This is a genomic window from Spirosoma lacussanchae (assembly GCF_005870035.1).
GTDB classification, from domain to species: domain Bacteria; phylum Bacteroidota; class Bacteroidia; order Cytophagales; family Spirosomataceae; genus Spirosoma; species Spirosoma lacussanchae.
In genome coordinates, this window is record NZ_SWJG01000003.1 from 480,569 (window position 1) to 506,999 (window position 26,431).

Annotated in this window: 18 protein-coding genes; 3 read left to right on the forward strand and 15 right to left on the reverse strand. The window is 56.1% G+C overall.

The window, feature by feature from the left end; translation table 11 throughout:
• Window positions 1-30 precede the first annotated feature (30 nt).
• The 3 genes from FBR45_RS15145 to FBR45_RS15155 all read right to left on the reverse strand — a co-directional run bounded on the left by FBR45_RS15145 (window position 31) and on the right by FBR45_RS15155 (window position 3,464).
• Entirely contained in the window at window positions 31-1,503 is a 1,473-nt protein-coding gene (locus tag FBR45_RS15145; protein ID WP_138503760.1) for a phytoene desaturase family protein, read from the reverse strand.
• A 203-nt stretch (window positions 1,504-1,706) separates the two neighbouring features.
• Window positions 1,707-2,222 (reverse strand): RNA polymerase sigma factor, encoded by a 516-nt coding sequence (locus tag FBR45_RS15150; protein ID WP_077919373.1) that lies wholly within the window; start codon window positions 2,220-2,222, stop codon window positions 1,707-1,709.
• Window positions 2,223-2,495: 273 nt separating this feature from the next.
• Complete coding sequence (locus FBR45_RS15155; RefSeq protein WP_138504044.1) at window positions 2,496-3,464, reverse strand: KpsF/GutQ family sugar-phosphate isomerase; 969 nt, start codon at window positions 3,462-3,464, stop codon at window positions 2,496-2,498.
• A gap of 107 nt (window positions 3,465-3,571) precedes the next feature.
• Here FBR45_RS15155 and recQ point away from each other — a divergent pair, with 107 nt between their 5' ends.
• The 3 genes from recQ to FBR45_RS15170 all read left to right on the forward strand — a co-directional run bounded on the left by recQ (window position 3,572) and on the right by FBR45_RS15170 (window position 8,443).
• Window positions 3,572-5,779, forward strand: coding sequence for a DNA helicase RecQ (recQ, locus tag FBR45_RS15160; RefSeq protein ID WP_138503762.1), 2,208 nt, complete (start codon window positions 3,572-3,574; stop codon window positions 5,777-5,779).
• Window positions 5,780-5,866: 87 nt separating this feature from the next.
• Window positions 5,867-7,150 (forward strand): phosphoribosylamine--glycine ligase, encoded by a 1,284-nt coding sequence (gene purD, locus FBR45_RS15165; protein ID WP_138503764.1) that lies wholly within the window; start codon window positions 5,867-5,869, stop codon window positions 7,148-7,150.
• Window positions 7,151-7,231: 81 nt separating this feature from the next.
• Window positions 7,232-8,443 (forward strand): PSP1 domain-containing protein, encoded by a 1,212-nt coding sequence (locus tag FBR45_RS15170; RefSeq protein WP_246082258.1) that lies wholly within the window; start codon window positions 7,232-7,234, stop codon window positions 8,441-8,443.
• 58 nt (window positions 8,444-8,501) lie between these two features.
• Here FBR45_RS15170 and xylA read toward each other — a convergent pair whose 3' ends face one another.
• From xylA to FBR45_RS15230, 12 genes are all read right to left on the reverse strand, one after another.
• The gene (xylA, locus tag FBR45_RS15175) at window positions 8,502-9,833 is read right to left on the reverse strand and encodes a xylose isomerase (RefSeq protein WP_077919369.1); all 1,332 of its coding nucleotides are present in this window, start codon (window positions 9,831-9,833) and stop codon (window positions 8,502-8,504) included.
• A 172-nt stretch (window positions 9,834-10,005) separates the two neighbouring features.
• Complete coding sequence (locus FBR45_RS15180) at window positions 10,006-10,710, reverse strand: NUDIX hydrolase (protein WP_077919368.1); 705 nt, start codon at window positions 10,708-10,710, stop codon at window positions 10,006-10,008.
• A 102-nt stretch (window positions 10,711-10,812) separates the two neighbouring features.
• Window positions 10,813-11,859: an endo-1,4-beta-xylanase gene (locus tag FBR45_RS15185; RefSeq protein WP_394344385.1), complete on the reverse strand. Its 1,047-nt coding sequence runs from the start codon at window positions 11,857-11,859 to the stop codon at window positions 10,813-10,815.
• An 88-nt stretch (window positions 11,860-11,947) separates the two neighbouring features.
• On the reverse strand, window positions 11,948-12,787 hold the full coding sequence (locus FBR45_RS15190) for an SDR family NAD(P)-dependent oxidoreductase (RefSeq protein WP_138503768.1): 840 nt from the start codon (window positions 12,785-12,787) through the stop codon (window positions 11,948-11,950).
• 58 nt (window positions 12,788-12,845) lie between these two features.
• On the reverse strand, window positions 12,846-14,021 hold the full coding sequence (locus tag FBR45_RS15195) for a Gfo/Idh/MocA family protein (protein WP_138503770.1): 1,176 nt from the start codon (window positions 14,019-14,021) through the stop codon (window positions 12,846-12,848).
• A 50-nt stretch (window positions 14,022-14,071) separates the two neighbouring features.
• On the reverse strand, window positions 14,072-15,481 hold the full coding sequence (locus tag FBR45_RS15200; protein WP_138503772.1) for a putative oxidoreductase C-terminal domain-containing protein: 1,410 nt from the start codon (window positions 15,479-15,481) through the stop codon (window positions 14,072-14,074).
• A 10-nt stretch (window positions 15,482-15,491) separates the two neighbouring features.
• A complete protein-coding gene (locus FBR45_RS15205; protein WP_138503774.1) occupies window positions 15,492-16,910 on the reverse strand; it encodes a Gfo/Idh/MocA family protein in 1,419 nt (472 codons plus the stop codon).
• A 68-nt stretch (window positions 16,911-16,978) separates the two neighbouring features.
• Window positions 16,979-19,135 (reverse strand): alpha-glucuronidase family glycosyl hydrolase, encoded by a 2,157-nt coding sequence (locus FBR45_RS15210; protein ID WP_138503776.1) that lies wholly within the window; start codon window positions 19,133-19,135, stop codon window positions 16,979-16,981.
• Between the two features lie 80 nt (window positions 19,136-19,215).
• Window positions 19,216-20,469, reverse strand: coding sequence for a mannonate dehydratase (gene uxuA / locus FBR45_RS15215; RefSeq protein ID WP_138503778.1), 1,254 nt, complete (start codon window positions 20,467-20,469; stop codon window positions 19,216-19,218).
• A 149-nt stretch (window positions 20,470-20,618) separates the two neighbouring features.
• On the reverse strand, window positions 20,619-21,962 hold the full coding sequence (locus FBR45_RS15220; RefSeq protein ID WP_212748631.1) for an MFS transporter: 1,344 nt from the start codon (window positions 21,960-21,962) through the stop codon (window positions 20,619-20,621).
• Window positions 21,963-21,975: 13 nt separating this feature from the next.
• The gene (gene uxaC / locus FBR45_RS15225; RefSeq protein ID WP_138503782.1) at window positions 21,976-23,424 is read right to left on the reverse strand and encodes a glucuronate isomerase; all 1,449 of its coding nucleotides are present in this window, start codon (window positions 23,422-23,424) and stop codon (window positions 21,976-21,978) included.
• A 93-nt stretch (window positions 23,425-23,517) separates the two neighbouring features.
• A complete protein-coding gene (locus FBR45_RS15230; RefSeq protein WP_138503784.1) occupies window positions 23,518-26,427 on the reverse strand; it encodes a glycosyl hydrolase 115 family protein in 2,910 nt (969 codons plus the stop codon).
• Window positions 26,428-26,431 lie beyond the last annotated feature (4 nt).

Below are 26,431 nucleotides of genomic sequence, written 5' to 3' on the forward strand. Positions count from 1 at the left end.
GGGTTCAGAGCGGAAGGTTAGGTTGACAAGTTATGAAAATTCTTTAGCAACCTCATTGGCGACGACCAGGCCGGAAATGAGCGACGGCGGAACTCCAGGGCCCGGTACCGTCAGTTGACCCGTGTAGAACAAATTGTTCACCCGTTTGTTCTTGAGCGATGGCTTTAAAAGTGCGGTTTGCTTCAGTGTGTTGGCCAGTCCGTAAGCATTACCCCGGAATGCGTTGTAGTCGCTTTTGAAGTCGCTGTGGGCATAACTGCGCTTATAAACGATGTAATTCCGAATATCTTCGCCCACATATGCTTCGAGCCGATCCATGATCATCTCGAAATAGTGGGCCCGGGTTGCTTCGTCGTCGGTGAGGTCGGGGGCTACCGGTATAAGCAGAAAAAGATTCTCGCAGCCAGCCGGTGCTACGCTGGGATCGGTTTTCGACGGGGCCGACGCGTAGAAGAGGGGTTTACTGGGCCATTGCGGGTTCTCGTAAATTTCGTGGGCGTGTTGCTTGAAGTCCTCGTCGAAGAACAGGTTGTGGTGTTCAAGCTTGGGTATGCGTTTGCTGACTCCCAGGTAGAAAAGCAATGAAGACGGAGCCATGACCCGTTTTTGCCAGTAGGCATCGTCATAGTTGCGATAGGCCGGATCAACCAGGGTTGTTTCTACGTGGTTGTAATCCGTACCGGCCACGACCACATCGGTTTCAAATATACCCTGATCGGTTACCACTCGTTTGGCCAGACCGTTGATTATGTCAATTTTTCGGACAGTTTGATTGAGCAGGATTTTCACTCCTTTTTCTTCCGCCAGGCTAACCATGGCCTTTACGATCTCGTGCATGCCACCCATCGGATACCAGGTGCCCAGCGCCATTTCGGCATAGTTCATTAAACTGTACATGGCGGGCGTGTTCTCCGGCGTAGCCCCCAAAAAGAGCACCGGAAACTCGACGATCTCAAGCAAACGGGGGTGCGAGAAAAACTTACGGGCGTGTACGGCGAAGGACTGAAATACGTCGAGCCGGGTAACGTCGTAGAGGAGTTTGAGGCTGAGGAATTCGGTAACTGACCGGCTGGGTTTCCAGACGAAGTTCTGCATACCAACCTTGTATTTATAGGAAGCCTGGCTCAGAAACTCGCGGAGCCGGGGCCCGCTACCGGGTTCGAACTGCTCAAACAGGGCTTCCAGGTTAGGCAGACCGGCTGGCAGATCAACCGCTTCGTCGGGCCCGAAGACGACTTTGTAAGATGGGTCGAGCCGGACGAGTTTGTAGTAATCGGCTGTTCGTTTGCCGAAGCGGGCAAAATAGGTATCGAATACATCGGGCATCCAGTACCAGCTGGGACCCATATCGAAGGTGTAGCCTTCTGCCTGGAATAGCCGCGCCCGGCCACCTGGCATACTGTTCTTTTCGAGGATAGTAACGTCGTAACCCTGATCGGCGAGGCTAGTGGCGGCAGAGAGTCCGGCAAAACCGGCTCCCAGCACAAGAACGCGTTGGGACATTGGTAAGTAATGCGAGTAAGTAAGCGATCCAGCGAACGGGTGCCAAGTTGCACATTTCCACGCTGAGTACCTATCCGCAACTCCTTGTAGCAAAAAAAAGTTGGACGGAAACCCATCCAACTTTTTTGAACCTTCCTCTTTTTTAACCAAAAACTACTCAATCAATGTCTCTAAGACGAGACAAAGTCTGAAAAGTATCGCGATTAGGCGTTAAAATGCGCGTATACTTTGAGCTGGTCTTTCAACTCCTTACGGGCAATGTGAATCCGGTTTTTCACGGTACCGATGGGAATGTCCAGTTTTGCAGCGATCTCGTGGTACTTGAAACCACGGAAGTGCATCATAAATGGGGTCCGGTATGTATCGTCGAGACTGTTGACGGCCCGGTTGATATCGTCCTGCGCAAATGACGAATAAGCCAGGTTGTCGGTGCTGCTCTCCATCGAGTTGATGTAGTGCAGATTGTCAGTTGTATCAATGAAAGTATTCTTACGCACCATCCGCTGGTAGTTAGTGATGAACGTATTTTTCATGATAGTATAAAGCCATGCTTTGAGGTTGGTTCCGTCGGTATACTTGTCACGGTTGGTAAAAGCTTTCAGCAGCGTATCCTGGAGCAGGTCGTTAGCATCTTCTACGTCTTTAGTGAGCCGGAGTGCGAACGGGCGCAACGACTTGGACACTTTTCCAATATGATGAGTGAATTCGAGCGCAGTCATAGCTGTTTAAGTTTTATCTCTGTTGAATCAAATTTACACAGCTATTAAACAAAAAAGCAACCAGCTTTGCTAAAATACTTCAACTACTTTGCTTTAATGATAAATACTTCTGAAAATCAAACAGTTAGGCAAAATTAATTTTGATGCCAATTGTATATACGTTGATATGTGAACCTGTAAAGTGTGGATTTTTTCCCACATTTTGTGGAACACACACTGTGGATATTGTTTAACAATAGCAAATTTTGATTAAACAGAATAGGCATTGTATGGCTAGACAATACCCTCCTTCAGCAGATCATGGAGGTGAACAAAGCCCATAACCCGCTCGTTATGGGTCACTACCAACTGAGAAATGTTATATTCCTGCATCCTTTGCAGCGCGTCAACGGCATAAGCGTCGGGATCAATGCATTTTGGCGACCGGGTCATGATGTCGGCCGCCGTAAGTTGCCAGAACGCGTCGTGAGCTGAAGCCGTCCGGCGAATGTCGCCATCGGTCACAATCCCCGCTAGTTGCCCGTTTTCGTCCACTACGGCCGTAGCACCCAGTCGTTTAGCGGATATTTCAAAAATAATATCCCGCACTGTGGTGGTGGCGTTCACCTGTGGACAGCCATTTTGGGGAAAAATATCCGCAACTTTTAAAAACAATCGCTTCCCCAGCGAACCGCCTGGATGATAGCGGGCAAAATCCTGCCGGGTAAAACCACGGGCCTCCAGCAGACTGACGGCCAGCGCGTCGCCCAGGGCCAGCGCCACCGTAGTACTGGTAGTTGGTGCCAGGTTGAGTGAATCGGCTTCGACGGGAGCATGGGCGTGAAGAACGTAGTCGGCCTGACGGGCCAGCGTAGAATTCTGCTCACTGACCATCGCTATAATACGTACTCCCTTATCGCGCAGCATAGGAAGCAGCCCTTTAATTTCGGCCGTATTGCCACTTTTCGAAATCAGCAATACCAGGTCGTTCGTCTGGATCATACCCAGATCACCGTGAATGGCATCGGCAGCGTGCATGAACAGGGCAGGGGTTCCCGTCGAGTTCATAGTGGCCACAATCTTCTGGCCGATCAGCGCACTTTTCCCCACGCCCGACACGACAACGCGGCCTGTCAGGGCCAAAATAGCCTCAACAGCCGCGTCAAACTGGTCATCGAGCCGGTCGATAGCTTCACGAATTGCGTCGGCCTCTGCCTGCAGTACAGTACGGGCTATGCTTTTATGATTTTTTATTACTTTCAGCATGGGTTTTGGCAATCAGGAATGGTTTGCCGCGTATATTCGCTAACTTTATAAAGCAAAGATACGGCAAGCACCTAAAGTGAAGTAACTTTTGTACGATTTGTAGAATGATGCAGGTTGATCAGACGGTTTACACGACCCTCAAAGAACGGCTTAAAGAGATTTTCGGTTACAGCCAGTTCCGGGGCGACCAGGAAGCTATAATCCATAGTATTCTGGCGGGTCGCAATACGTTCGTTATTATGCCTACCGGCGCGGGCAAGTCGCTGTGTTATCAATTGCCCGCTATTGTCAGTGAGGGTACTGCTGTCGTTATTTCGCCCCTTATTGCCCTGATGAAGAATCAGGTTGACCAGCTGAATGCCTTTGGTGTAAATGCCCAGTTTCTGAATTCGACGCTCTCGAAAGCAGAAATGAACAAGGTAAAGAAAGATACGCTCAATGGTACACTGAAGCTCCTGTATATAGCGCCGGAGTCGTTAACGAAAGAAGAGAATTTGGATTTTTTGAAGAAAGCCAATATCTCGTTTGTCGCCATTGATGAGGCTCACTGTATATCAGAATGGGGTCATGACTTCCGGCCGGAGTACCGCAAGATTCGGGGTATTGTCGATAACATTGGCAACCTGCCCGTCATCGCGTTAACGGCTACGGCAACGCCCAAAGTGCAGCTGGATATCCAGAAAAACCTGCAGATGGAAGACGCCAATCTGTACAAGACGTCGTTCAACCGCAAGAACCTGTATTACGAGATTCGGCCCAAGGCCGATGCCAAGCGGCAACTGATCAAATACATCAAGCAGCACAAAGGAAAATCGGGAATCGTCTATTGCCTTAGCCGTAAAACGGTTGAAGAAATTGCCGAGCTGCTCAATGTCAATGACGTAAAAGCGCTTCCGTATCATGCCGGTCTTGATCCGCAGACGCGGATGAACAACCAGGATGCCTTCCTGAACGAAGATGTAGACGTCATCTGCGCTACTATTGCCTTCGGGATGGGTATCGATAAGCCCGACGTCCGCTTCGTTATTCACTACGACGCGCCCAAATCGCTGGAGGGTTACTACCAGGAAACAGGCCGGGCCGGCCGCGACGGACTGGAAGGTAACTGCCTGATGTTCTACAGCTACGACGATATCGTTAAGCTGGAGAAGTTTAACAAAGACAAGCCCGTTACCGAGCGCGATAACGCCCGCCACCTGTTAACCGAAATGGTGTCGTACGCCAATCTGGGTGTATGCCGCCGTCGGCAGTTGCTGGGTTATTTTGGTGAGTTCCTGGATAAGGACTGCGGTTTCTGCGATAACTGCATGAAACCCACCGAGAAATTCAAGGTACAGAACGAGGTAATTCTGGCGCTGCAGGCTGTATTGCAAACCGATCAGCGATTCGACGTGGCGCACCTGGCCGATGTGCTGACCGCCACGGGCAATCAGTACGTAACGAGTTACGAACATGATCGGCTCGAAGTTTATGGCAAAGGCCGTGAGTTCAACGAGAACCCAGACTTCTGGTGTTCACTGCTGAAACAGATCACGATCTACGGCTATATTGAAAAAGACGTTGACAACTACGGGATTCTGAAATTGACCCAGCGCGGGCTCAACTACATCGAGGATCCGTATCCGGTTTCGCTTTCCAAAGACCACGATTACGATCAGCAGGAACCCGAAAAGGAAGATCACGAGGCCGAAACCACACCCACCTCGGGCGGGGCCGCCTACGATGAAGAGCTGCTCGGTCTGCTGAAGGCGCTGCGGAAAAAAGTAGCCAAAGAGAAGAACCTGCCTCCGTACGTCATTTTCCAGGACCCGTCTATGGAAGAGATGGCTACGACCTACCCCACTACCCGCGAGGAGATGGCGCAGATTAACGGCGTCGGGATGGGGAAGGTGCAGAAATTTGGCCGACCTTTTATTGAACTGATTACCAAGTACGTTGAGGACAACGAAATCGAGACGGCTAAAGATGTCGTTATCAAGTCGACCGTCAACAAATCGAAAGTAAAAATCTTTATCATTCAGCAGATCGACCGCAAAGTCGACCTTGATGAAATTGCGGAAGCCAAATCGCTTTCGATGGAAGACCTGATGGAAGAAATTGAGCACATCTGCTACTCCGGTACGCGGCTTAACCTCGATTATTACATCAACCAGGTCATGGATGAAGACCGGCAGGACGAAATATACGAGTACTTCATGCGGGCCGAAACCGATAACATTGCCGTTGCCATGCGCGAGTTCGGTGGTGACGATTTTACCGAGCAGGACCTGCGTTTGATGCGCATCAAGTTCCTCTCGGAAGTTGCCAATTAATGTATAATGAAAAATGAATAATGTATAATGAGCCCTGCTTGTTTCTTTTATTCATCATTATACGTTATTCATTATACATTTCAATAAATGAATATTCTGATTCTTGGGTCGGGCGGGCGTGAACATGCATTTGCATGGAAGCTGGCCCAAAGCCCTTTGTGTGATACGCTTTTTGTGGCGCCGGGAAATGCTGGTACGGCGCTGGTAGCCACCAACCTGGCCATCGGTTACAGCGATTTTGAAGCCGTTGCAGCCGCCATTCGTGACCATCAGATCGACCTGCTCATCGTTGGGCCGGAAGAGCCGCTGGTGAAAGGCATCGTCGATTTTCTGCGGCAACAGCCTGATCTGGCCGGATTACGGATTGTAGGGCCCGATGCCGAAGGCGCTCAGCTGGAAGGCAGTAAGGACTTCTCGAAGTCGTTCATGGCCCGGCATGGTATTCCAACCGCGGCCTCCCAAACCTTCACGACCGAAACCCTCGACGCTGGCCTGACGTATCTGGAAACCCATACATTACCGATCGTGCTGAAAGCCGACGGGCTGGCAGCCGGCAAAGGAGTCATCATTACCGATACGGTAGCCGAAGCCCAGGCTACCCTGCGCGATATGCTCGGCGGCAAATTCGGGGCGGCTGGTAACAAGGTTGTTGTTGAGCAGTTTCTGCGCGGTATCGAGCTGTCGCTGTTCGTACTGACAGACGGAACGAACTACAAAATTCTGCCCGAAGCCAAAGATTACAAACGCATCGGTGAAGGTGATACGGGCCCTAACACGGGGGGTATGGGAGCTGTTTCGCCGGTCGTATTTGCCAACGAGTCATTCCTGCGGAAAGTTGAAGAGAAGGTCGTGAAACCAACGCTGGCTGGTTTGCAGCGCGAAGGTATTCGCTATCAGGGCTTCATTTTTGTCGGGCTGATCAAAGTCAACGGCGAACCCTATGTGATTGAATACAACGCCCGGATGGGTGATCCGGAGACGGAGGTCGTGCTGCCCCGCATCCAGACGGATCTGGTGGAGTTGATGGTCGCTACGGCCGATGGCGATCTCGACAAGATTACCCTGCAGGTCTCGCCCCAGACGGCGGTAACAACGGTGGTGGTATCGGGAGGGTATCCGGACGAGTACCAGAAAGGTAAAATCATTTCGGACTTAGATCGTTTAGATGATGTAACCGCGTTCCATGCGGGGACGCTGGCGCAAAACGGTCATGTACTGACCAACGGAGGGCGGGTACTGGCGCTGACAGCCCAGGCCAACTCGCTCGAAAACGCCGTCAGGAAGTCGCAGGAAGCGGCCCGGACGGTGCAGTTTGAGGGAAAACAGTACCGGAAAGATATCGGGCTCGACCTGATCCGGTACGCTGACTAGCGACGAATGCGGAGCCGGAGCGGGTTGGTGTAAGCATGCCATCCGGTGGCTCTGTACTCATCGCTGCAAACTATATATATTATGTCTTGTAAATCCTGTGCGACCGGTGGGTGCGGAACCCAGCGTGGTGCGTCTGAGGGGCCGGGCGGGGAACCGCAGAAAACGGCTACCAAAGGCTGCGGCAGCGGTGGGTGCAGCACTGGAGGGTGCAACAAACTGAATTCATTCGACTGGCTGAGCGATGTAGCCATGCCAGGCACAAAAAAATACGATGTTGTTGAAGTAAAGTTTAAAGGGGGCCGTAAAGACTACTACCGCAACGTTCACCAGCTCGATCTGACAACCGGCGATTACGTGGTGGTGGAGATGCAGTCGGGCTACCACATCGGCGCCGTATCGATGCAGGGCGAACTGGTACGCCTGCAGGTAAAAAAGCGGAACGTCAAAATTAACGACGACACGCGCGTTATTCACCGGATCGCTACACCGAAGGATATGGATCGCCACGAGCAGGCGGTACTGCGCGACCTGCCCGCCCTGTATCGCTCGCGCGAGATCGTGCGTGAACTGAAGCTCAACATGAAACTGTCGGATGTTGAGTTTCAGTCCGACAATACGAAAGCTACGTTCTACTATTCGTCAGAAGAGCGGGTCGACTTTCGGGAGCTGATCAAAATGCTGGCCAGCGAGTTCAAAGCCCGGATCGAGATGCGGCAGATCAGCCTGCGTCAGGAAGCCGGTCGGCTGGGGGGCATCGGCTCCTGCGGTCGTGAACTGTGCTGCTCAACCTGGCTGACCGATTTCAAGAACATTGCTACATCGGCGGCCCGGTACCAGAACCTGTCGCTGAATCCGGCTAAACTGTCGGGGCAGTGTGGCCGGCTGAAGTGTTGCCTGAACTACGAGCTGGATACCTACATGGATGCGCTGCGCGATATTCCGACTATCGATAAACCGCTGGAGACGCAGAAAGGCCGGGCCTGGTTGCAGAAAACCGACATTTTTCGGAAGCTGATGTGGTTTGGGTATGGCGCCGAAAGTACCTGGCACCCCCTGCCGATTGCGCGGGTGCTGGAAATCGTCGAGCTGAACAAAAAGGGTGTTATCCCGGAGTCATTCGATGTCCTGACGCCGGTTGGCGAGAAAGAGGCTGTGCCGCTGGCTGCGCTTAACAGTGATTTACAGAAACTGGACGCCAAATACGCTACCCGAACCAGTAAAAAGAAAAAGAAAAAACCGAAAGGCGGTAACGGCAGCGCGCCGAAGCCAGCTCCCAACGGTAAAGCGCAATAACGACGAACCCCGGCTGTAGTACAGCCGGGGTTCGTCGTTAGTAAGAGGATATGAGTGCTTAAATGTACTGGTTCACGATGCTCTCCAGCCACTCCTGTTTGCCGCTGCGCAGTTGGGGTTCGCCGTTCTCCAGCGTATAGCTCCGCAGGTCTTCGAGGGTCAGCTTGCCCTGCTCGAACTCCTGACCCTTGCCCTGATCGAACGATGCATACCGTTCTTTCCGGAATGCCAGATAATCAGAGTCTTTCAGAATTTTGTCGGCCACGATAAACGCCCGCGCAAACGCATCCATACCGCTGATGTGAGCGATGAACAGATCGTCGAAGTCGGTCGAGTTCCGGCGAACTTTAGCGTCGAAGTTGATACCGCCCGGCTTGATACCACCAGCCTGCTGAATAACCAGCATGGCTTCGGTCAGTTCGTACAGGTTGATCGGGAACTGGTCGGTATCCCAGCCGTTCTGGTAATCGCCCCGGTTCGCGTCGATGCTGCCCAGCATGTCGGCGTCGGCGGCTACCTGCAGTTCGTGGTCAAATGTATGACCGGCCAGGGTAGCGTGGTTGACTTCGATGTTCAGTTTGAAATCGTTTTCCAGCCCGTACTGACGCAGGAAACCAATGACGGTAGCCGCGTCGTAGTCGTATTGGTGCTTGGTAGGCTCCATCGGCTTCGGCTCAATGAAGAACGTTCCCGTAAAGCCCTGCTTGCGGGCGTAATCGCGGGAAATGGTCAGGAACTGGGCCAGGTGCTCGACCTCGCGCTTCATGTTGGTGTTCAGCAGCGACATGTAGCCTTCGCGACCTCCCCAGAATACGTAGTTTTCGCCACCCAGAGCAATGGTAGCGTCGAGCGCGTTTTTAACCTGCGTACCGGCATAAGCCACCACCGCAAAATCGGGGTTGGTTGATGCGCCGTTCATGTAGCGGGGGTTCGAGAAAGCGTTGGCCGTTCCCCACAGCAATTTTACGCCACTGGCCTGTTGTTTCTGTTTGGCGTACTCGACAATTGTCTGCAGCCGTTTTTCGTACTCGCTGGCCGAGTCGCCTTCATCAACCAGGTCGATGTCGTGGAAGCAGTAGTAGGGCGCTCCGATTTTGGTGATGAACTCAAACGCAGCATCCATCTTGAGCCGCGCCCGAACGTTGGCGTCGCTATCCTGATCCCACGGGAAAATGCGGGTTCCCGGACCGAACGGATCGCCACCGGTTCCGGTGAAGGTATGCCAGTAGCTGATAGCGAACCGCAGGTGATCGCGCAGCGACTTGCCACCAACAATCAGCTCGGGGTTGTACCATTTGAAAGCCAGCGGATTTTTCGACTGAACGCCTTCGTACGGAATGACGTCGATGCCTTTAAAGTATTCCTGATCACCCAGTGTGACGTTTGCCATGGTTCTGGAGTTGGTTACTGGTTAGTTGAAATTATTATTGATAATCAGCTCGTTTGCAGGGACTCGTCTTCCTGCCGATTATTGAGTGTAAAATTGACACTTAAAATGTAAATGTCAAAACGACGGGTATTAATTTTTAGGGAAATTATCCTGAAAACCTGGCGCCATAGCGTTACCAGCTGATAGCGTCGGGGCTGGGGATAACGTTCAGCAGGGAGTGGGTCAGCTGCTGGTAGCGAGGCATGTCGACCTGGTAGAAAAACGCCCCCCGTTTGGAGAATCCTTTCTGCTTTTCGTCGAGTTTGATCAGCAGGTTGGTCGACAGGATTTTGCGGCTGAAGTTACGCTTGTCGAACTCGGTGTTGTAGATCGCGTCGTAGAGCTTTTTGAGCTGGGGAATGGTAAATTTCTCGGGCAGCAATTCGAAACCGATGGGGTGCAGGGCGGCTTTGTACCGCAATCGGCGAATGGCCAGGTCGACCATGTCGCCATGATCGAAGAGGAGGGGCGGCAGGTCGTAGATCGAAAACCAGCGCGCCTGAAACGCTTCGGTCAGCTTCGACGCATAGTCGGCTACTTTGACCAGCGAGAAATAAGCAACTGAAACGGTCCGGACAATCGGGTCGCGCTGCGGATCGCCGAAAGCGTTGAGCTGTTCGAGGTAGACGTTGGTGAGGCCGGTCAGTTCGAACAGAATACGGGTGGCTGCCTGCTCCAGACTTTCGTCGGGTTGCAGCCAGCCACCCATGAGCGACCAGGTTTGTTCTTCCAGGCCCCGTTTTACCAGCAGCACCTTCAGGCTTTCGCCGTCGAAGCCAAAAATGATGGAGTCGAGGGCTACCAGATACGGATGCTGTTGTTTATACTGTTCTACCATTGATCCGGGACCGACGCGGGATAAACCGCTGCGTTCGGCTGCAAACTACATAATTCTGGCGCTTACTGCTGTTTTTATCCCACCCCGCCAGGTTTTGAACGTTTAAAACGTTACGACGCTCTGATAGGCTTTTTTGGGCTGGTAATTTTCATCAAACAGCAGCGGGTGGTCTTTACGGCCTGGTACCGGAAAGTTGTCGAGCCAGGAGTACTTGTCCGACAGGTTCCAGAAGGTGACGCCGGTCAGCGTCTTTTTGTGCTTGCGGAACACGTCGAACAGCATCTTATACTGCGCCACCTGTTTCTGCTCCATCTCGGGCGTGAACTCGCTGACGTCGGTCGGTTTCCGCGCCCGGCGTTCGTGCTCTTTCGGGTAAACTGACATATCAAGTTCGGTAACCTGTACCTTCAGGCCGAGGCTGGCAAACCGATTGATCGACTCTTCCAGCTCCTGGGGGGTAGGCTCGTAGATAGACCAGTGACCCTGCAGACCAACCCCATCGATAGGCACCTTTTTGTCTTTTAGCTTCTTCAGAATCTGGTAAATGCGATCCCGTTTCGATGCGTTTTCGGTGTTGTAGTCGTTGTAAAACAGCTGGGCACCGGGGTCGGCTTCGTGGGCATATTCAAAGGCTTTGGCGATATAATCTTCCCCAATAATCTCGTAGAACTTCGATTTCCGGTAGAGGCTGGCACCCGTGTCGGGCACGGCTTCATTAACGACGTCCCAGGCGTAAATTTTACCTTTGTAGCGGCCCATAACGTCGTTGATGTGCTGTTTCAGGCGAGCCAGCAACACCTCACGGCTTACCTGCTTCCCATCGGCGTCGGTAAAGAACCAGCGGGGCGTTTGGTTATGCCAGCACAGCGTGTGCCCCCGCACTTTGATCTTGTTCTGGACGGCGAAGTCGACAATGGCGTCGGCATCTTTCCAGAAGTACCGGTTTTCTTCGGGGTGGATAGGCCCCATCTTCATGGCATTCTCGGGGGTAACGCTGTTGAACTGCTGCCGGATCAGGTCGGCTTCGGGGCCGGTCAGGGTGCGGGGAGCTACGGCTACGCCAATCGGGAAATACTTTTTGTAGGCCTCCTTAAGAGTTGGCTCGGGCGCCTGAACGTGTGATGACAGGCCCGCGCCCAGCAGGGTCATACCGCCCAGCAGTACCGACAAACGAATTGAGTTTTTCATGGTAATGCGCTAAAAGAGAATAACGAATCGGGTTGGTCAGGATAAGGCATCAGAAGCCGATTGAGTTACCACCATCGACGGGGAGCGAGGCTCCGGTAACATATCGGGCTGCGTCGGATGCCAGAAAAACGGCAGCCCAACCAATATCTTCGGGTTTACCGAATTTACCCATCGGGGTCCGGCGCATGGCGCGGGCGAAGCGGTCGGGGTCGCCCCCCATAGCGGTTTTACTCATGGCCGTCTCGATAAAGCCCGGCGCAATGGCATTGACACGAACGCCTTTACCCGAAAACTCCGACGCCAGCACTTTAACCATGCCCTCTACCGCCGACTTGGAAGCCGCGTAAGCCACAACCCGGTCAATGCCGTAGTAGGCCGCCATGGACGAAATCATGATGATGGAGCCGGTGCCGCGCTCGATCATCCGGCCGGCGCACGCGCGGGTCAGTGAGAATACCGAGTTGAGGTTAGTATGAACAATCCGGTCAAAGTCAGCGTCCGTAACCTCCAACGCTGGTTTTTTCATGTTGATACCGGCGTTGTTGACCAGGACATCGATGGGCCCGTAGGTCGTTTCGATGTCCGCAACCAGTCCGTCGAGCCGCTCGCGCTCGGTCACGTCGTTGACTACATAATAGGCTGCGGGGGTAGGGCGGTCGGCGGTGAGGGTGGCCACGGCGTCGCGGAGGGGTTGCTCCCGGCGGCCGGTGATGATCACGGTGGCACCGGCGTCGACCATGCAGCGGGCAATATCGAAACCAATGCCACTGCCTCCGCCCGTAATCAGGGCCAGCTTACCGGCCAGGGAGAACGCGTGGTCAAAGCGAATATACGTATCGGCGGCCGGCTCGGCAACCTGTTGATTGGGTGTCTCTACGAGGGAATCCATTTTACTACCAGCTAATTAATTGATGGTTCTGGGGCATTGAGGCAGCACAGTGCTGCGTTTATTTTTTCAGGGTAAGCGGCCGGGCCTGCTTCTGGGCGTTGAGCGCCAGTTCGGTGGCCAGGAAACAATGTTCCTGCGACATAGCGGTTTCGGTCCGGTTCAGAATATCGTTTACGAGCTGCTCGCCGTAGGGCAGTGGTTCTTTGCTGCAATCGAGGTAGCGAGTTTCTTTCTTATCGGTTATAAACAGGTGGTTGCCTCCCTCGCGACCAGCCGGGTCGATGTTTTTCCGGATCTCGATGAAGCCTTCCGTGCCGAGAATAGTCAGGCGGCCATCGCCCCAGGATTTGAGTCCGTCGGGGGTGAACCAGTCGACCCGGATGTAGCCCGTTCCGCCATCGCCACGCAGCATGACGTCGCCAAAATCTTCAAATTTCGGATACTGCGGATGGTGTACGTTGCCCACCTGCGACGCAACGATGTCGGCTTTGGTCGAGTTGGTGAAGAACAGAAACTGATCAAACTGGTGCGAGCCGATGTCGCAGATAATTCCGCCGAACTTCTTTTTGTCGAAGAACCAGTCGGGCCGCGACTTGGGGGTCATCCGGTGCGGGCCGAGGCCAATGGTCTGCACCACATTACCGATCGCACCGGCTTTGACCAGCTCGCCAGCTTTAACGGTAGCGCGGTTCTCGAACCGTTCGCTGTACATGATCGAGTAGATGCGTTTGGTTTCTTTCTGCACCTTACGCGCTTCGGCCAGTTGCGCGAGGGTGGTGATACCGGGTTTGTCGGCCATGTAATCTTTCCCGTGCCGCATCACCTGAATACCCAGCGGAGCGCGTTCTTCCGGAATTGCCGAGCTAAGAATCAGCTGAATCGAGTTGTCTTCCAGAATGGCTCTTTCGTCGCTGGCCTGTTTGGCATTCGGATAGCGTTTGGCAAAGGCGGCTGCCAGGTCCGGCTCCGGCGCATAGAACGAAACCAGCTCACCCCCGCCCCGGATAACGGCTTCGACCTGGCCGTAAATATGGCCGTGGTTCATTTTGATGACCGAAAACCGGATTCGTGGTGCTTTCGGCGTTGTGATGATAGCGGGCGCCGACAGGGTGATCAGCTGGGTCGAGGCTGTCAGCGTCTGCGCAGACAGGGAAGTGCCGGTAACGAGACCAGCTGCGGTCGTCAGCGACTCCTTCAGGAAAGAACGTCGGTTGGTATCCTGGATCTGATTCATTGGGTCTGAGTGGGGTTTCTGGGCTTGCCAGGTTCGGCAGGCCAATCCGCTTACTGCGCTTTTTTGGCCAGTTCGAGCGCCTGGGTGGTGGTATAGTATTTAGCGATCATGTTGGGGACTTCCCAGGCGGGCATCGATCCTGCTTTCAGGTAGGTCAGGTATTTTTCCATGACCCGGCCAAAGTGGGCTTCGTGACCTTCCTTGTATTTCTCCGGAATAATGACCTCCCAGCCCGCGCCCGTCTTTTTTACGTCGACGCCAGGGTATTCTTTCTGGATGGCTGGCAATACGCTGTTGAGGGAGGCCTCCAGGGTGCTGTTGCCGACCACGGGCTCAATGTAGAGGGTGGGCTTGTACTGCTGTTCGGCGCCCTGCCGGATAATCAGGTTGGCCTTGCTGCCGCGCATGATCGAATAGTGGGTATCGCCGGCGCCTTCGGGGGCTTTGTAGGCCCAGGTGACCGATACTTTGGCATGAACGCCCCGGAGCTGGTAGTTGATCTCGCCATTGCTGTAGACCCGCAATACACTGTCTTTGACCACATCCTTCCGCAGGTAGTCGGGGAAGCTGGCCTGTTTGGTGATGGTCCTGAACTGGCTCAGCGTCATGTCGGTTGTCCAGCGCCGGGCCGAGGTAAGCCGGATGTCTTTCTGGTAATCGAGCGACTGTTCCGGGAAACAGGCCCACTGAACCAGGTCGACCAGGTGGGTGGTCACATCAACGATGCCTTCGCCCTGCTGCGCCACGTCCATGAACCAGGCCGGCCGGGTAAGAATACTGCCCGACACGTTCTTGTAGAAGTGATGGACGCTTTCTTTGGTGACGGCCGGGTTAGCGGGCGTTCCTTTCTCCAGCGTACCGAACAGAGCCGCCTGCTGCGAAAACGCCCGCTGGAGCATGGTCGTGATCTCGTACCGCTCCGTCATGATGTCGTACAGCAGCACGTTTTTCTGCCCGGCCGTGGCGAAGGCGTCTTTCAGCTTGTCGAAGTTCGACGCGCTGATGACCATAGGCTTGTCGGCCAGCACGTTGAACCCCGCCCCAACGGTCTGCGCGATATAATCGGTCTTTAGCCGGTTGTTGCCTGCCATCACGACTACGTCGCCGGGGGTGGCCTGAGTAGCGAGCATGTTGGCCAGAAAGTCAGAACCGCGGTACACGTCTTCTTTCCAGCGGGTCGGGTTGTCGGCGCGGCTGTTGTACCCCTGAATTTTGTCGAGGTGCAGCTGCAGGTCCGACGGGCCGTTTCCCTGGCTGTCGGGGGCGTAGACGCGAACGGTCGAGTCTACGCCTTCGTACATGGTTTTCTGAACCAGGGCTGCGTGAAAATGGCCGGGGTCGAGGGTAATCAGTCGTATGGTGTTCGTATCGCTGCGGGTTTTATCCGTTGACTGTGATGACTGACAGGCGGCAAATAGGGCAGCCGCGCACAGGCTGCCCAGCACTAAGGTTCGGTTCATGGGCGGGGCGTTAACGGACTTTGTTACTGGCCAATGCTTTGATGGCGTACGGGGCCCGCTGCGTGCGAGAGAGCATTTTGTTGGCTTCGGGGTCGTTTTTGAACTGTTCTTTTTTCGGGTCCCAGTACAGTTTGCGGTTTAATTTCATGGCAGCCTGATGGAGCAGGCAGGCGCTACACGAGCGGTGCCCGATTTCGGCCGGCGCGATGGGTTCTTTTCGGCTGATAACGCTCTCCAGCCAATTGCCGTGGTGCTCCTTGCTGACGGTCAGATGGGTTTCGTTGGGGCCAATGACCGACGTCAGCAGTTTAGGATCGCTGGCGTCCAGTTTTTTGGCCGCATTCTGTTTCGCCACCGGGTCGCTGGCCGTAACCGACCCGTCGCCCCGTGATACGAACACCCAGCCTTCAGTGCCTTCAAACCGGATACCGTTGGGAATTTCGTTGCTCACGATCATGCGAACGCCATTTTCGTACAGGGCCTCCGTGCGGAAGATACCATGAACATCCCAGAGGCCGCTCTTCGGGAAATCGGCTTTGCCCCAGATCTCGACCGGGCCGGTATGTTCGGTATTCATGGCCCAGTGCGCACAGTCGATGTGGTGGGAGCCCCAGCCGGTAATCATGCCCGCGCCGAACTGTTCGCAGCGGAGCCAGCCTGGTCGGTCGTATCCCGACTGAGGATGAACCCGTTTTTCGGTGTAATAGACTTCTGGCGTGGTACCCAGCCACATGTCGTAGTTCAGGTTTTTAGGAACGGGCATCTGCGGTTCCTCATCGCCCGCGGGGTCGCCGGGGAGGCCGACGTACACCGTTTTTAGCTGCCCGATGCGGCCGTTGCGAACCAGCTCGGCCGCATACCGGAACTGCTCCGACGAGCGCTGCTGGCTGCCTACCTGAACAATACGCCCCGACTGTTTAACGGCATCGGCCATCATACGACCCTCGGCTATCGTTAGCGACGCGGGTTTCTGCATGTATACATCCTTGCCCGCCCGTACGGCATCGATCACGATAGGCGCGTGCCAATGGTCCGGGGTGCTGACCAAGACGGCGTCGATGTCTTTGTTATTCAGCAGTTCACGGTAGTCGGTATAGACCCGAACGCCGTCGTAATCTTTGCCGGTTTTTTTGGTGTAAAAGCCATTAACGAGCGTTTTGGCTTCGTTAGCGCGTTTGCTGTCCAGGTCGCAGACGGCCATGATCAGCGCGTTGTCATACTGCCAGACGCCGGGCATATCGTGGCCGCGCGAAATGCGACCCGTACCAATGGCGCCGATGTTAATCCGATTGCTTGGCGCGTTTTTTCCCAGTACCGAAGCCGGTACAATAGTTGGAAAGCCACCGATGATGGCCGTCGACAGGGTCGCCTGGGCGCTGGCCTTCAAAAATGTTCGTCTCGATAACGAGTTTTCAACGGGCTGAGTCATAATCAAAAGGGTTTAGGATTGAGTAAGCCGGTCACGGGGCCGCCCTACTGGTATAAACTCGTGCTGTATTACCGGAGCAGATACGTTTCGACCGATTGTTTAACTTCGTCGAGGGTCCGTTCGGGCTGTTTGAAGGGAGCCGGAATAGGCTGTTTGGCGAAGGTTTGCAGGTAAAGCACCCACGCATCGCGCCACCAGATGGCTTCGCGGTGCTGCGTAACCAACCGGGCTGCCACGTCGGCATGCAGAGCCGGGTTGAGGGCGGGCTTTACCGCGGCCCATTCCTGCTGCATCCAGCGTACCGAGTCGGCACCGGTGTAGAACCGGGTGCAAAGTTCATCCCACAGCGTACGACCGGTCGACAGTTTTTTGGTCCAGGGAACGTGGTGGAACCAGAGCAGATACGGCAGCGGGCAAGTGTTGGGGTTGTTCCATTGCTGTTGCACCTCGGGTCGGTACTGCGCCAGGGCGTTGCTGCCGGTGGCCGTCCGATCGAAACCGACTCCCACTGAGTCGGCCCGGTGGTAATAAACGGCTGTCCAGTCGGGGCGCGGGCTGCGGGCCTGCCAGGGCTCGGGCGCAAAATGAACCCCTGTCCAGGGTCGGCTAAGCCCCATCGGGGTGTTGTAATCGACGTAAATATCCCGCGACCGGAGCATCAGGTTCGCAATCCGGCTGGTAGCCTGTGGGTTATGCGTCAGCGTCATGCCGATCCATTCGCGGGCAATGGCTTCGGCGGAGAGGGTATGATCCCAGGCCAGCCGACCAAAGGCGTACCAATTGGCCTGCGCCATGGGGTGACCCGTCCAGTTCAGGTTCGAGCCGGTATTAGCCACCCCCGCCATCAGCGTCCTGGACGGTCCGGCGTTCCGGGAGCCGTACAGACTGCCGTCAATCACCCTGGCCACGGTCGATCCTTTGCCACTGGCGTAGGTATCAGCGTCCAGACATTCTTTAAAGAGGGGCGCTTCGTAGACCAGGTGGGTAGCAAAGCCGAGGTATTCCTGGGTGAGCTGGAATTCCATACCCAGTGGTGTTTTAGGCATGCTACCGAACAGGGGCGAGAACGGCTCGCGCGGCTGAAAGTCGATGGGGCCGTTCTTGACCTGAACAATTACCTTGGGGTCGAACTGGCCATCCAGGGGGGTAAACTCTTCGTGGGCCGCTCTGAACCGATCGGCTTTGGGATCGGCTTTATAAACGAACGCCCGCCAGATAACGACGCCATCGTAGGGTTTCATGGCTTCGGCCAGCATGTTGGCTCCGTCGGCATGCGTACGGCCGTAGTCCTGTGGCCCCGGCTCGCCTTCTGAATTGGCCTTGACCAGCAGACCGCCGAAGTCAGGAATAATCTGATAAATCTCTTTCACCTTGTCGTTCCACCATTTCCGTACCTCGGGGTCGAGCGGGTCCGATGTTTTGAGCTTGCCCAGGGTTTTGGGGGCCGCAAAATAAACTGAGAGGTAGACCCGAATGCCATAGGGCCGGAAAACAGCGGCCAGTGCGGCTACCTTCTGCAGGTATTCGGCTGTCATGAACCGGGCGCTGGCGTTGACGTTGTTGACCACGGTACCGTTGATGCCAAGCGATGCGTTGGCCCGGGCATAATCCCGGTAACGCGGATCGACCCGCTCGGGCAGTTCGTACCATTTCCAGAGCGATCCACCGGCGTAGCCCCGTTCGATGGTGCCGTCTACGTTATCCCAGTGGTTCAGCATCCGATACTGTACTTTCGGGCTGCTCGCCAGGGATAGTCCGTCGAGCGGCTGGCGAGTCTGCATTTGCCGCAGCAGGGCAAAGGCGCCGTAGAGCACACCGGCCTCGCTTGGGCTGGAGATGGTCAGGGTGTTGCGGTCGGAGGCAATCTGGTAACCTTCGGGGTTGGCGGGTGGGGTGGCGGTTGGGGGGCCTGCGCGTAGCACGATGCCGCCCGTTCGGCTACCGGCGCTGTTAATGATCGGAACGGTTTTGCCCAGCAGACCGCGTAAACCGGTCTGCAGTTCTTCGGCCGCCGACCGCAAAATCGGTCCTGATCCGGTCAGGGCAATGAACTGAGCGGAGCGGGCATACGCCTGCCGTTTGGCAACATCATCGATCAGGTCGTACTTCAGCCACAGCCGGTACCCATCCTCTCCGCCCGGCGGCAGGCTGGTGGGGGTCTGGGCCCGGCTACTGATCAGCAGCAGCAGGCAAGCAAGCACAAAAATCGGTTTGAGATACGTCATATAAAGCGGCTTTGCTTCGGCAAAGCGGTTCTGTTTGGATATGTTGATGGCTCTATCAGCGAGCAGGCTTTTCAGACAGCTCAACGGGTAGCGGCATACGGGCGGTACGATGCCTGAGCCGGTTGGTCGGCCAGGCTGCGGGTGATGCCCAGCTCCAGCCCCCGCAGTTCGGCGAGCCCGCGCAGCCGACCAATGGCCGAATAGCCCGGATACGTTTTCTTGTGCAGGTCGTCGAGCATCTGATGACCATGATCGGGGCGCATCGGAATGGCTGTTACGCCCGTACCGACCCGTTCCCGGCGTTGCTGTTCCAGCACAATGGCTTTGACAACGGCGTACATGTCGACATCGCCCGCCAGGTGGTCGGCTTCGTGGAAGTTGCGCCAGCCGTCGGTGCGTTCCTGTTTCGTGGTGCGGAGGTGGATGAAATGAATCCGGTTGCCGAAGCGGTTGATCATGCCCGGCAGGTCGTTATCGGGGCGGATACCCAGCGAGCCGGTACAAAACGTAATGCCGTTGGCGGTTACCGGACAGGCCTCCATCAGCCGGGCCAGATCCGATTCGGTACTGACCACGCGGGGCAGACCCAGCAGCGGCATCGGCGGATCGTCGGGGTGGACACAGAGGTTCACGCCAGCCTTTTCGGCCACCGGCGCGACCTGCTGAATGAAGTAATACAGATTATTCCGCAGCTCGGTATCGCCAATGCTGGCATACTCGTCGAGCAGGCCCTGAAACGTATCGAGGGTAAAGGCCTCTTCGGAGCCGGGCAAACCCAGCAGCACGATGTTGGCCAGTTCGGTCACGCGGTCGGGCGTCATCTGCGCGAAGGCGCGGTGGGCCGACTCGATGAGTTCGGGTTCGTAGTCGGCTTCGGCGCCGGGTCGTTTCAGGATGCAGAGGTCGAATACCGCAAAATCTTCCCACACAAACCGCAGCGCCCGCGAGCCGTCGGGCATCTCGTAGCTCAGGTTCGTGCGCGACCAGTCGAGGACCGGCATGAAGTTATAGCAAACGGTACGGATGCCGCAGCCGGCCAGGTTGCGGATCGATGCCTTGTAATTCTCGATGTACTGCGCGCGCTCCGGCTGACCTTTCTTGATGGCTTCGTGAACGGGCAGGCTCTCGACAACGGCCCAGTGCAGGGCCGAATACCGATCGTTGTCGGCTTCAACCAATTGTTTGCGCTGCTCAATGGCGGCTGTTGGCCATACTTCCCCGACCGGAATCTGGTGCAGGGCCGTAACTACCCCCGCACAACCCGCCTGCCGGATATCCATCAATGAAACCGGGTCGTTTGGCCCGAACCAGCGCATGGTTTGTAACATTCCCATAAATGTACACTTTGTAAAGAGAGCACCCCGGCGGATCATGACGACGCGGCCTCCGTATAGCTAAAAAAAACGTAAACCAGCACGTGACGTGCTTACTGATCCCGGACGTTACCCGGCTGACCGATGCCAGGTCTGACTCGGCAGGCCGATCAGGTCGTGGCCACTTTCCGGCGGAACACGAACACGTAAAGCAGGGTCCAGGCTACCAGATATGCCAGCCCGGCTATGTAAAAAATAACGTAATACCCTTCGGATAGCTGCCCCAGCGCTTTGTAATGATCCAGAATCCGGCCAACCAGCAGGGGAAACATGGCGCCCCCCAGCGTACCGGCCATGGTGCCGAATCCGACTACGCGGCTCAGCACATGCTTCGGAAACTGATCGGCAGCAACGGTAAAGATGTTGGCCGACCAGGCCTGGTGGGCGGCCACGGCCAGCGACAGGATGGCAATAACGGGCCACATGCTGCTCAACTGGCTGATGAGCATGACCGGCGTAACGCAGATCGCAAACAGAGCCATCGCGTACTGCCGCGCCCGGGTCGGATTCCAGCCTTGCTGGATCAGCGTCGAGGAGAGCCAGCCACCGCCTACGCTCCCGATCGTTGCGGCCAGGTAGATGATGATTAGCGGACCGCCCAGCTTTTTGAGGTCGAGGTTATAGATGCTGGCCAGGTAGGAGGGTAGCCAGAACAGAAAGAACCACCAGATCGGATCGGTAAGGAGTTTGCCGCCCATAAACCCCCAGATTGCCCGGTTTGAGAAGATGGCATAGGGGGCTTTCGGCGCATCAACAATCAGGTCGGTGGCAGCCGCATCGCCCGCTACGGTTGGGTCAACGGGCTCGTCGGTGATGTAGGCCAGCTCGGCCGCGTTGACCCGTTTGTGCTGCGCTGGTACCTCATAATACAACCACCAGATCGCAATCCAGACAAAGCCCAGAGCCCCCGTAACGATAAAGGCCATTTGCCAGCCAGCAACCAGCGCCAGCCAGGGAACAACGGCCGGAGCGGCCACAGCCCCAATGTTGGCCCCGGCGTTGAACACCCCCACCGCCAGCGCCCGTTCTTTCTTGGGAAACCATTCGGCAACAGTCTTGATCGAGGCCGGGAAGTTACCCGCTTCGCCAATGCCCAGCAGCGCCCGGGCCACCATGAACCCCAGTGTGCCCCCCGCCAGCGCATGACCCATAGCGGCCAGACTCCAGACCAGAATAGCGCCGATGTAGCCCAGCTTCGTGCCGATCCGGTCAATGATGTAGCCAGCCAGCAGCGTACTGGACCCGTAAAAAAATGTAAATACCGTTACGATATTGGCATAGTCGGACTCGCTCCAGCTAAACTCTTTTTCGAGAATCGGCTTCAGCAGGCTGATAACCTGCCGGTCGAGGTAGTTAATGGTCGTGGCAAAAAAGAGCAGCGCTACGATGATCCATCGGTAGTTGCTCCGTTTGCCGACGGTAGAGGTCGTTGCGGGTAAGGATTGTCCGGTCATTCCTGGGGTCGGGTTAGTGTTTCCAGTCAAAAAAGGTCGAAACGTTGTGATAGGCAATGTTGGCGGTCATCTGCCCCAGCCAGGTAAGGTCTCTGGGCAGCAGGCCTTTCTCAACATCGGTGCCGATGATGTTGCAGAGAAGACGCCGGAAGTAATCGTGCCGCGAGAACGACAGCAGGCTTCGCGAATCGGTCACCATGCCGATAAACCGGCCCAGCAATCCCATATTCGAGAGAATGTTCAGCTGGGTTTCCATTCCGTCTTTCTGGTCCAGAAACCACCAGGCCGACCCCCACTGCATTTTGCCCGGCGTGGACTCGCCCGGCGTGGACTCGCCCTGGAAGTTTCCGATCATAGTGGCGAAGGTTTCGTTATCGGCCGGGTTCAGGTTGTATAGCACCGTTTTTGTCAGTTGCCCGGTTTGGTCGAGGGTGTCGAGGAAACGGGCCAGTCGGGCGGTTTGCGGCAAATCGTTGATGGAGTCGACCCCGATATTGATACCAATCTGTTTGGTGAGCCGGGTGTTGATCTGACGCAGCGCACCCAGGTGAAACTGCTGCACCCAGCCGCGCTGGTGATACATCCGACACAGTTCGAGCAGGATGCAGCCCGTCAGCTGATCGATCTGGTCGGGCGTAACGTTTGTCTGGCCGGCCAGCAGCTGTCGGAAAGCGGTATCGAGCTGGTTGCTGCGGTTGGCTGTCAGCGGCATTTGCGCCAGGCCGTGGTCGGCGGCCCGGCAACCTGTTTCGTGGAAGAAATTGATCCGTTGCTGCATCGCTTCCAGAAACGAGTCCAGATCCGTAATAGCCAGACCGCTGACGGTAGCCAGCTCTGCTACGCGAGTACGCCAGGCCTGGCCCGTTGCCGGAAACAGCGCATCGGGCCGAAACGTCGGGAGCATGGTCAGATCGGTACCTTCGCTGGCCAGCTGCCGATGGTAACGCAGGTCGTCGGTTGGTTCGTCGGTGGTGCAGATGACCTGCACCTTATGCTCGTTCAGCAGGGCGCGGGCCGTCCATCGCGACTGAAGTTGTTCGTTACACTGGTCGTAGATAGAGCGGGCACTGGCTTCGTTGAGCAGATCGCTGATGCCAAACGGTTTTTTCAATTCCATATGCGTCCAGTGATAGAGCGGGTTCCGCATCGTATACGGAACCGTATGGGCCCAGGCGTTAAAAGACCGCCAGGGGTCTGTGCTACCCGTGATGAGCGCTTCCGGAACGCCATTGGCTCGCATGGCCCGCCATTTGTAATGGTCGCCCTGGAGCCATATCTCGGTCATGTTGTCGTACCGTTTGTCGAGGGCCACTTCGGCGGGCGACAGGTGGTTATGGTAGTCAATGATCGGCAGGTCTCGTACAAACTCAGCGTAGAGGTAACGGGCCGTTTCGGTTTCCAGGATGAAGTTTTCGTCCAGAAAACCGCGGGTGGTGGGGTGGCTGCTAGGAAGATCAATCATGCGTCTGTTCACGGGCACTGAATCGGATTGGGCGGAAGGTCTTTCTGGTTATGCAGATGACTGTCGCTGGCGGTTCCGGTGCCCCGATTAAGTTTAGTTGGCGCCGGGTCGGGCTTGCGATACGTGTTCGGGTGGGCCGAGGTAACTGGGTTTTACGCCCCCCTGATCGATCACGACTTTCTGGAAAACCACCGCCGGGTCAACCATCCAGATCTTCAGCACGTGTTCGCCGGGCTGGTCAATTGTATGGCGGGAGGTGATCAGGCGCACGTTATTGGCTACCGACTGCTCCCATACCCTGTTGGTTTCGTTGGCGTGGATATCAATCAGCTGGGGCGCTTCGTCGTCGAACGAAATAGCGAAGCGCAGGCCTTTGTTGTCGTTGACGTTAAGCGTAGGCGAGAGGTAGGTCTGTACCTGAACCGGGCCGCTTTCGGCGATATGAATCCGGTATTCGAGCCGGGGCGATGTACCAGCGGGCTTGTCGATACTGGCTGCGGTAACTGGTACTATGGTCATGCCCGATCCCGTCCGGCCAATATCCGGGATGCGTAGCCAGGTGATGGAGCCTGTTTCGACGGTGCGGGTGGGCCGATCGGCATTGAGGGATTCGTAGCCGTTGCTGGCTACAAAACCCGCCAGGGCATCGGGTTTCAGCCCGGCCGGATTATGAACAATGGCCTGTACCGTAATGCGTTTGCCATCGGGCCCACTGATCGTAATGGGCGCGCGCTGGGTGCCGACTGGTACCCGTTTCCAGTCGATGCTGACCAGCAGACGGGTTTCTTTATCGACGCTGCCGGCCGACGATGACAGCTTCAGCCAGGGCGCCCCCGCTTCGGCGGTATACCCAAACGGCGTCTGGCCGCGGTTGAACACATCGATGTACGACGTTTGCTGGTGAAAAGCGTCGAAAGCAGGCAGAACGGCCTCCCCCGACTCGGCTGGCCACCAGGCAGCGGACCCGTCGATGGCTACGCCCATGTCGGCCGGCTGGGGCAGGGTCAGTGTCTGAACGGCGGGCATTTTGTTTTTCTCGGGCTGTTGCCAGTAGGTGTACCCGATGTGGGTCTGGTCCATGAGGTGGCTCCACTTGCCCCCCGCCAGGGTGTCGTTGTAGAAGCGGCTGATCTGCGCGTCGCGCTCAAAGAGCTGCTCAACCTGCTGAGCCAGCTGGTTGGTAGCGGCCCGGCCCTGTTTGGCATACCACTGGTTCCGGCCGGCGGCCACGTACATCTCGTTTACGGTAGCGCAGGCTTTAACGGGGTGCAATACGAGCTGGAAATAAGCATCCTGATGCGTCGCCGGTAGCTCCCGCCCGATGCGTTCGGCCTCGGCCAGCAGGTTGTTGTAGTCGGCCACTACGGTTTCGGCTTCCCGGTAATTGGTCAGGCTATACGTGGTGGGCGACAGGAGTTCGGGTTTCCGGCGGGCGTTGTACTGGGTGTAGCGGGTGAGGATCTGGGCGATAGCTGGCGCGTGTTTGGCACCGAACTGTTTTTCGGCCCAGAGCCGGGTATACTCGGGGAGTTTGCTGGCGGGCCACCGGTCCGGGTTCCAGGCGTAATCGAGGAAAAACTCGATGGGAAACTCCATCGGTTTGATGTCGCCCACGTTGACAATCCAAATTCGGTCGACGCCGTGTTTGTAGGCCAGGTGCATCTGCTCCCAGGTGCGCGCAATCGGGTTGGTGTTGAGCCACTTGTAGTTGCGCGGGCCACCTACGTAGTCGAAGTGGTAATAGATACCGTAGCCACCGCTGCGTTTGGGCGTACCTACGGCCGGTAGCTTACGGATGTTGCCCCAGTTGTCGTCGCAGAGGAGCAGGGTAACATCGTCGGGTACGCGCATGCCCTTTTCGTAGTATTCCTGCACCTCTTTGTAGAGGGCCCAGAGCTGGGGCGTTTGTGACGGGTCTTTGCCGGTAACCTCGCCGATGATGGTCCGCTGGTCGGCCACAATCCGTTCGAGGAGGGCGGTGTTGCTTTCGCGGCTCATCGGCTCGTCGCCGTCACCCCGCATCCCCACGCTTATGATGCTTTCGTTGGTGCCCATGCGCCGGATACCGGTACGCCAGAATTCGCGTAGGGTCGAGTCGTTTTTCTGGTAGTTCCAGGGAGTTTTCTGGCCATAGCGTCGCCATTCGTCATGGGCCCGCATGAGTGGTTCGTGGTGGGAGGTGCCAATCACGACGCCGTATTCGTCGGCCAGCTTCGGGTTCATGGCATCGTCGTCGTAAAACGCATTGCCCCACATGGCGGGCCAGAGGTAATTGCCTTTCAGCCGGAGAATCAGCTCGAAAACGTGTTCGTAGAACTTGTGGTTAAAGCCGCCAAACTTCTCTTTCGACCAGCCCGAGAGGGCGGGCGCTTCATCGTTGATGAAGATGCCGCGGTACTTGACGGCGGGCGTACCCTGCGAATGGCGGCCCGGCAGGACGTACAGACTGGGTTGTGAGACGGCCGGTACGTCGGCCCACCAGTTCCAGGGCGATACGCCGATCTGGGCCGAGAGGTCGTAGATCCCGTAAATCGTACCGCGCTTGTCGCTGCCGACAATGACCAGCGCCTGATCAACACCCGGCATGGGTTTATCGATCACCTGGGTCAGCGACGTTTCCCACTTGCCAACAATACCTGACACGTCGAGCTTGCGGGCCTTGACCAGCTGATCGATGAGCGGACTCTTGCCGAGCGTGCCAATCAAGACCAGCTCGCTGGCGGAGGCCGGGTTGCCGGTCATCAGCGCTGGCTCGGCCCCGGTCACCTGCCGGATATCGGCCTGGAGGTTCCTGACGGCCCGAACAACCCCCGGAAAGTCGGTCGGGCTGGTCAGGAGCGGAGCCGACCGGCCGCCAGCCGAAAGCGCAAAGGAACCCTTGCTTTTTCGACTGGCGACGTATGAATCGGGATCGATGGCCCAGGCTGACGATGCGCTGACCAACACCAGGAAGGCGAAAGCCAGAACTCGTTTTTGAAAAGAAAGAAACGTTGGGTAAGTCATCTTA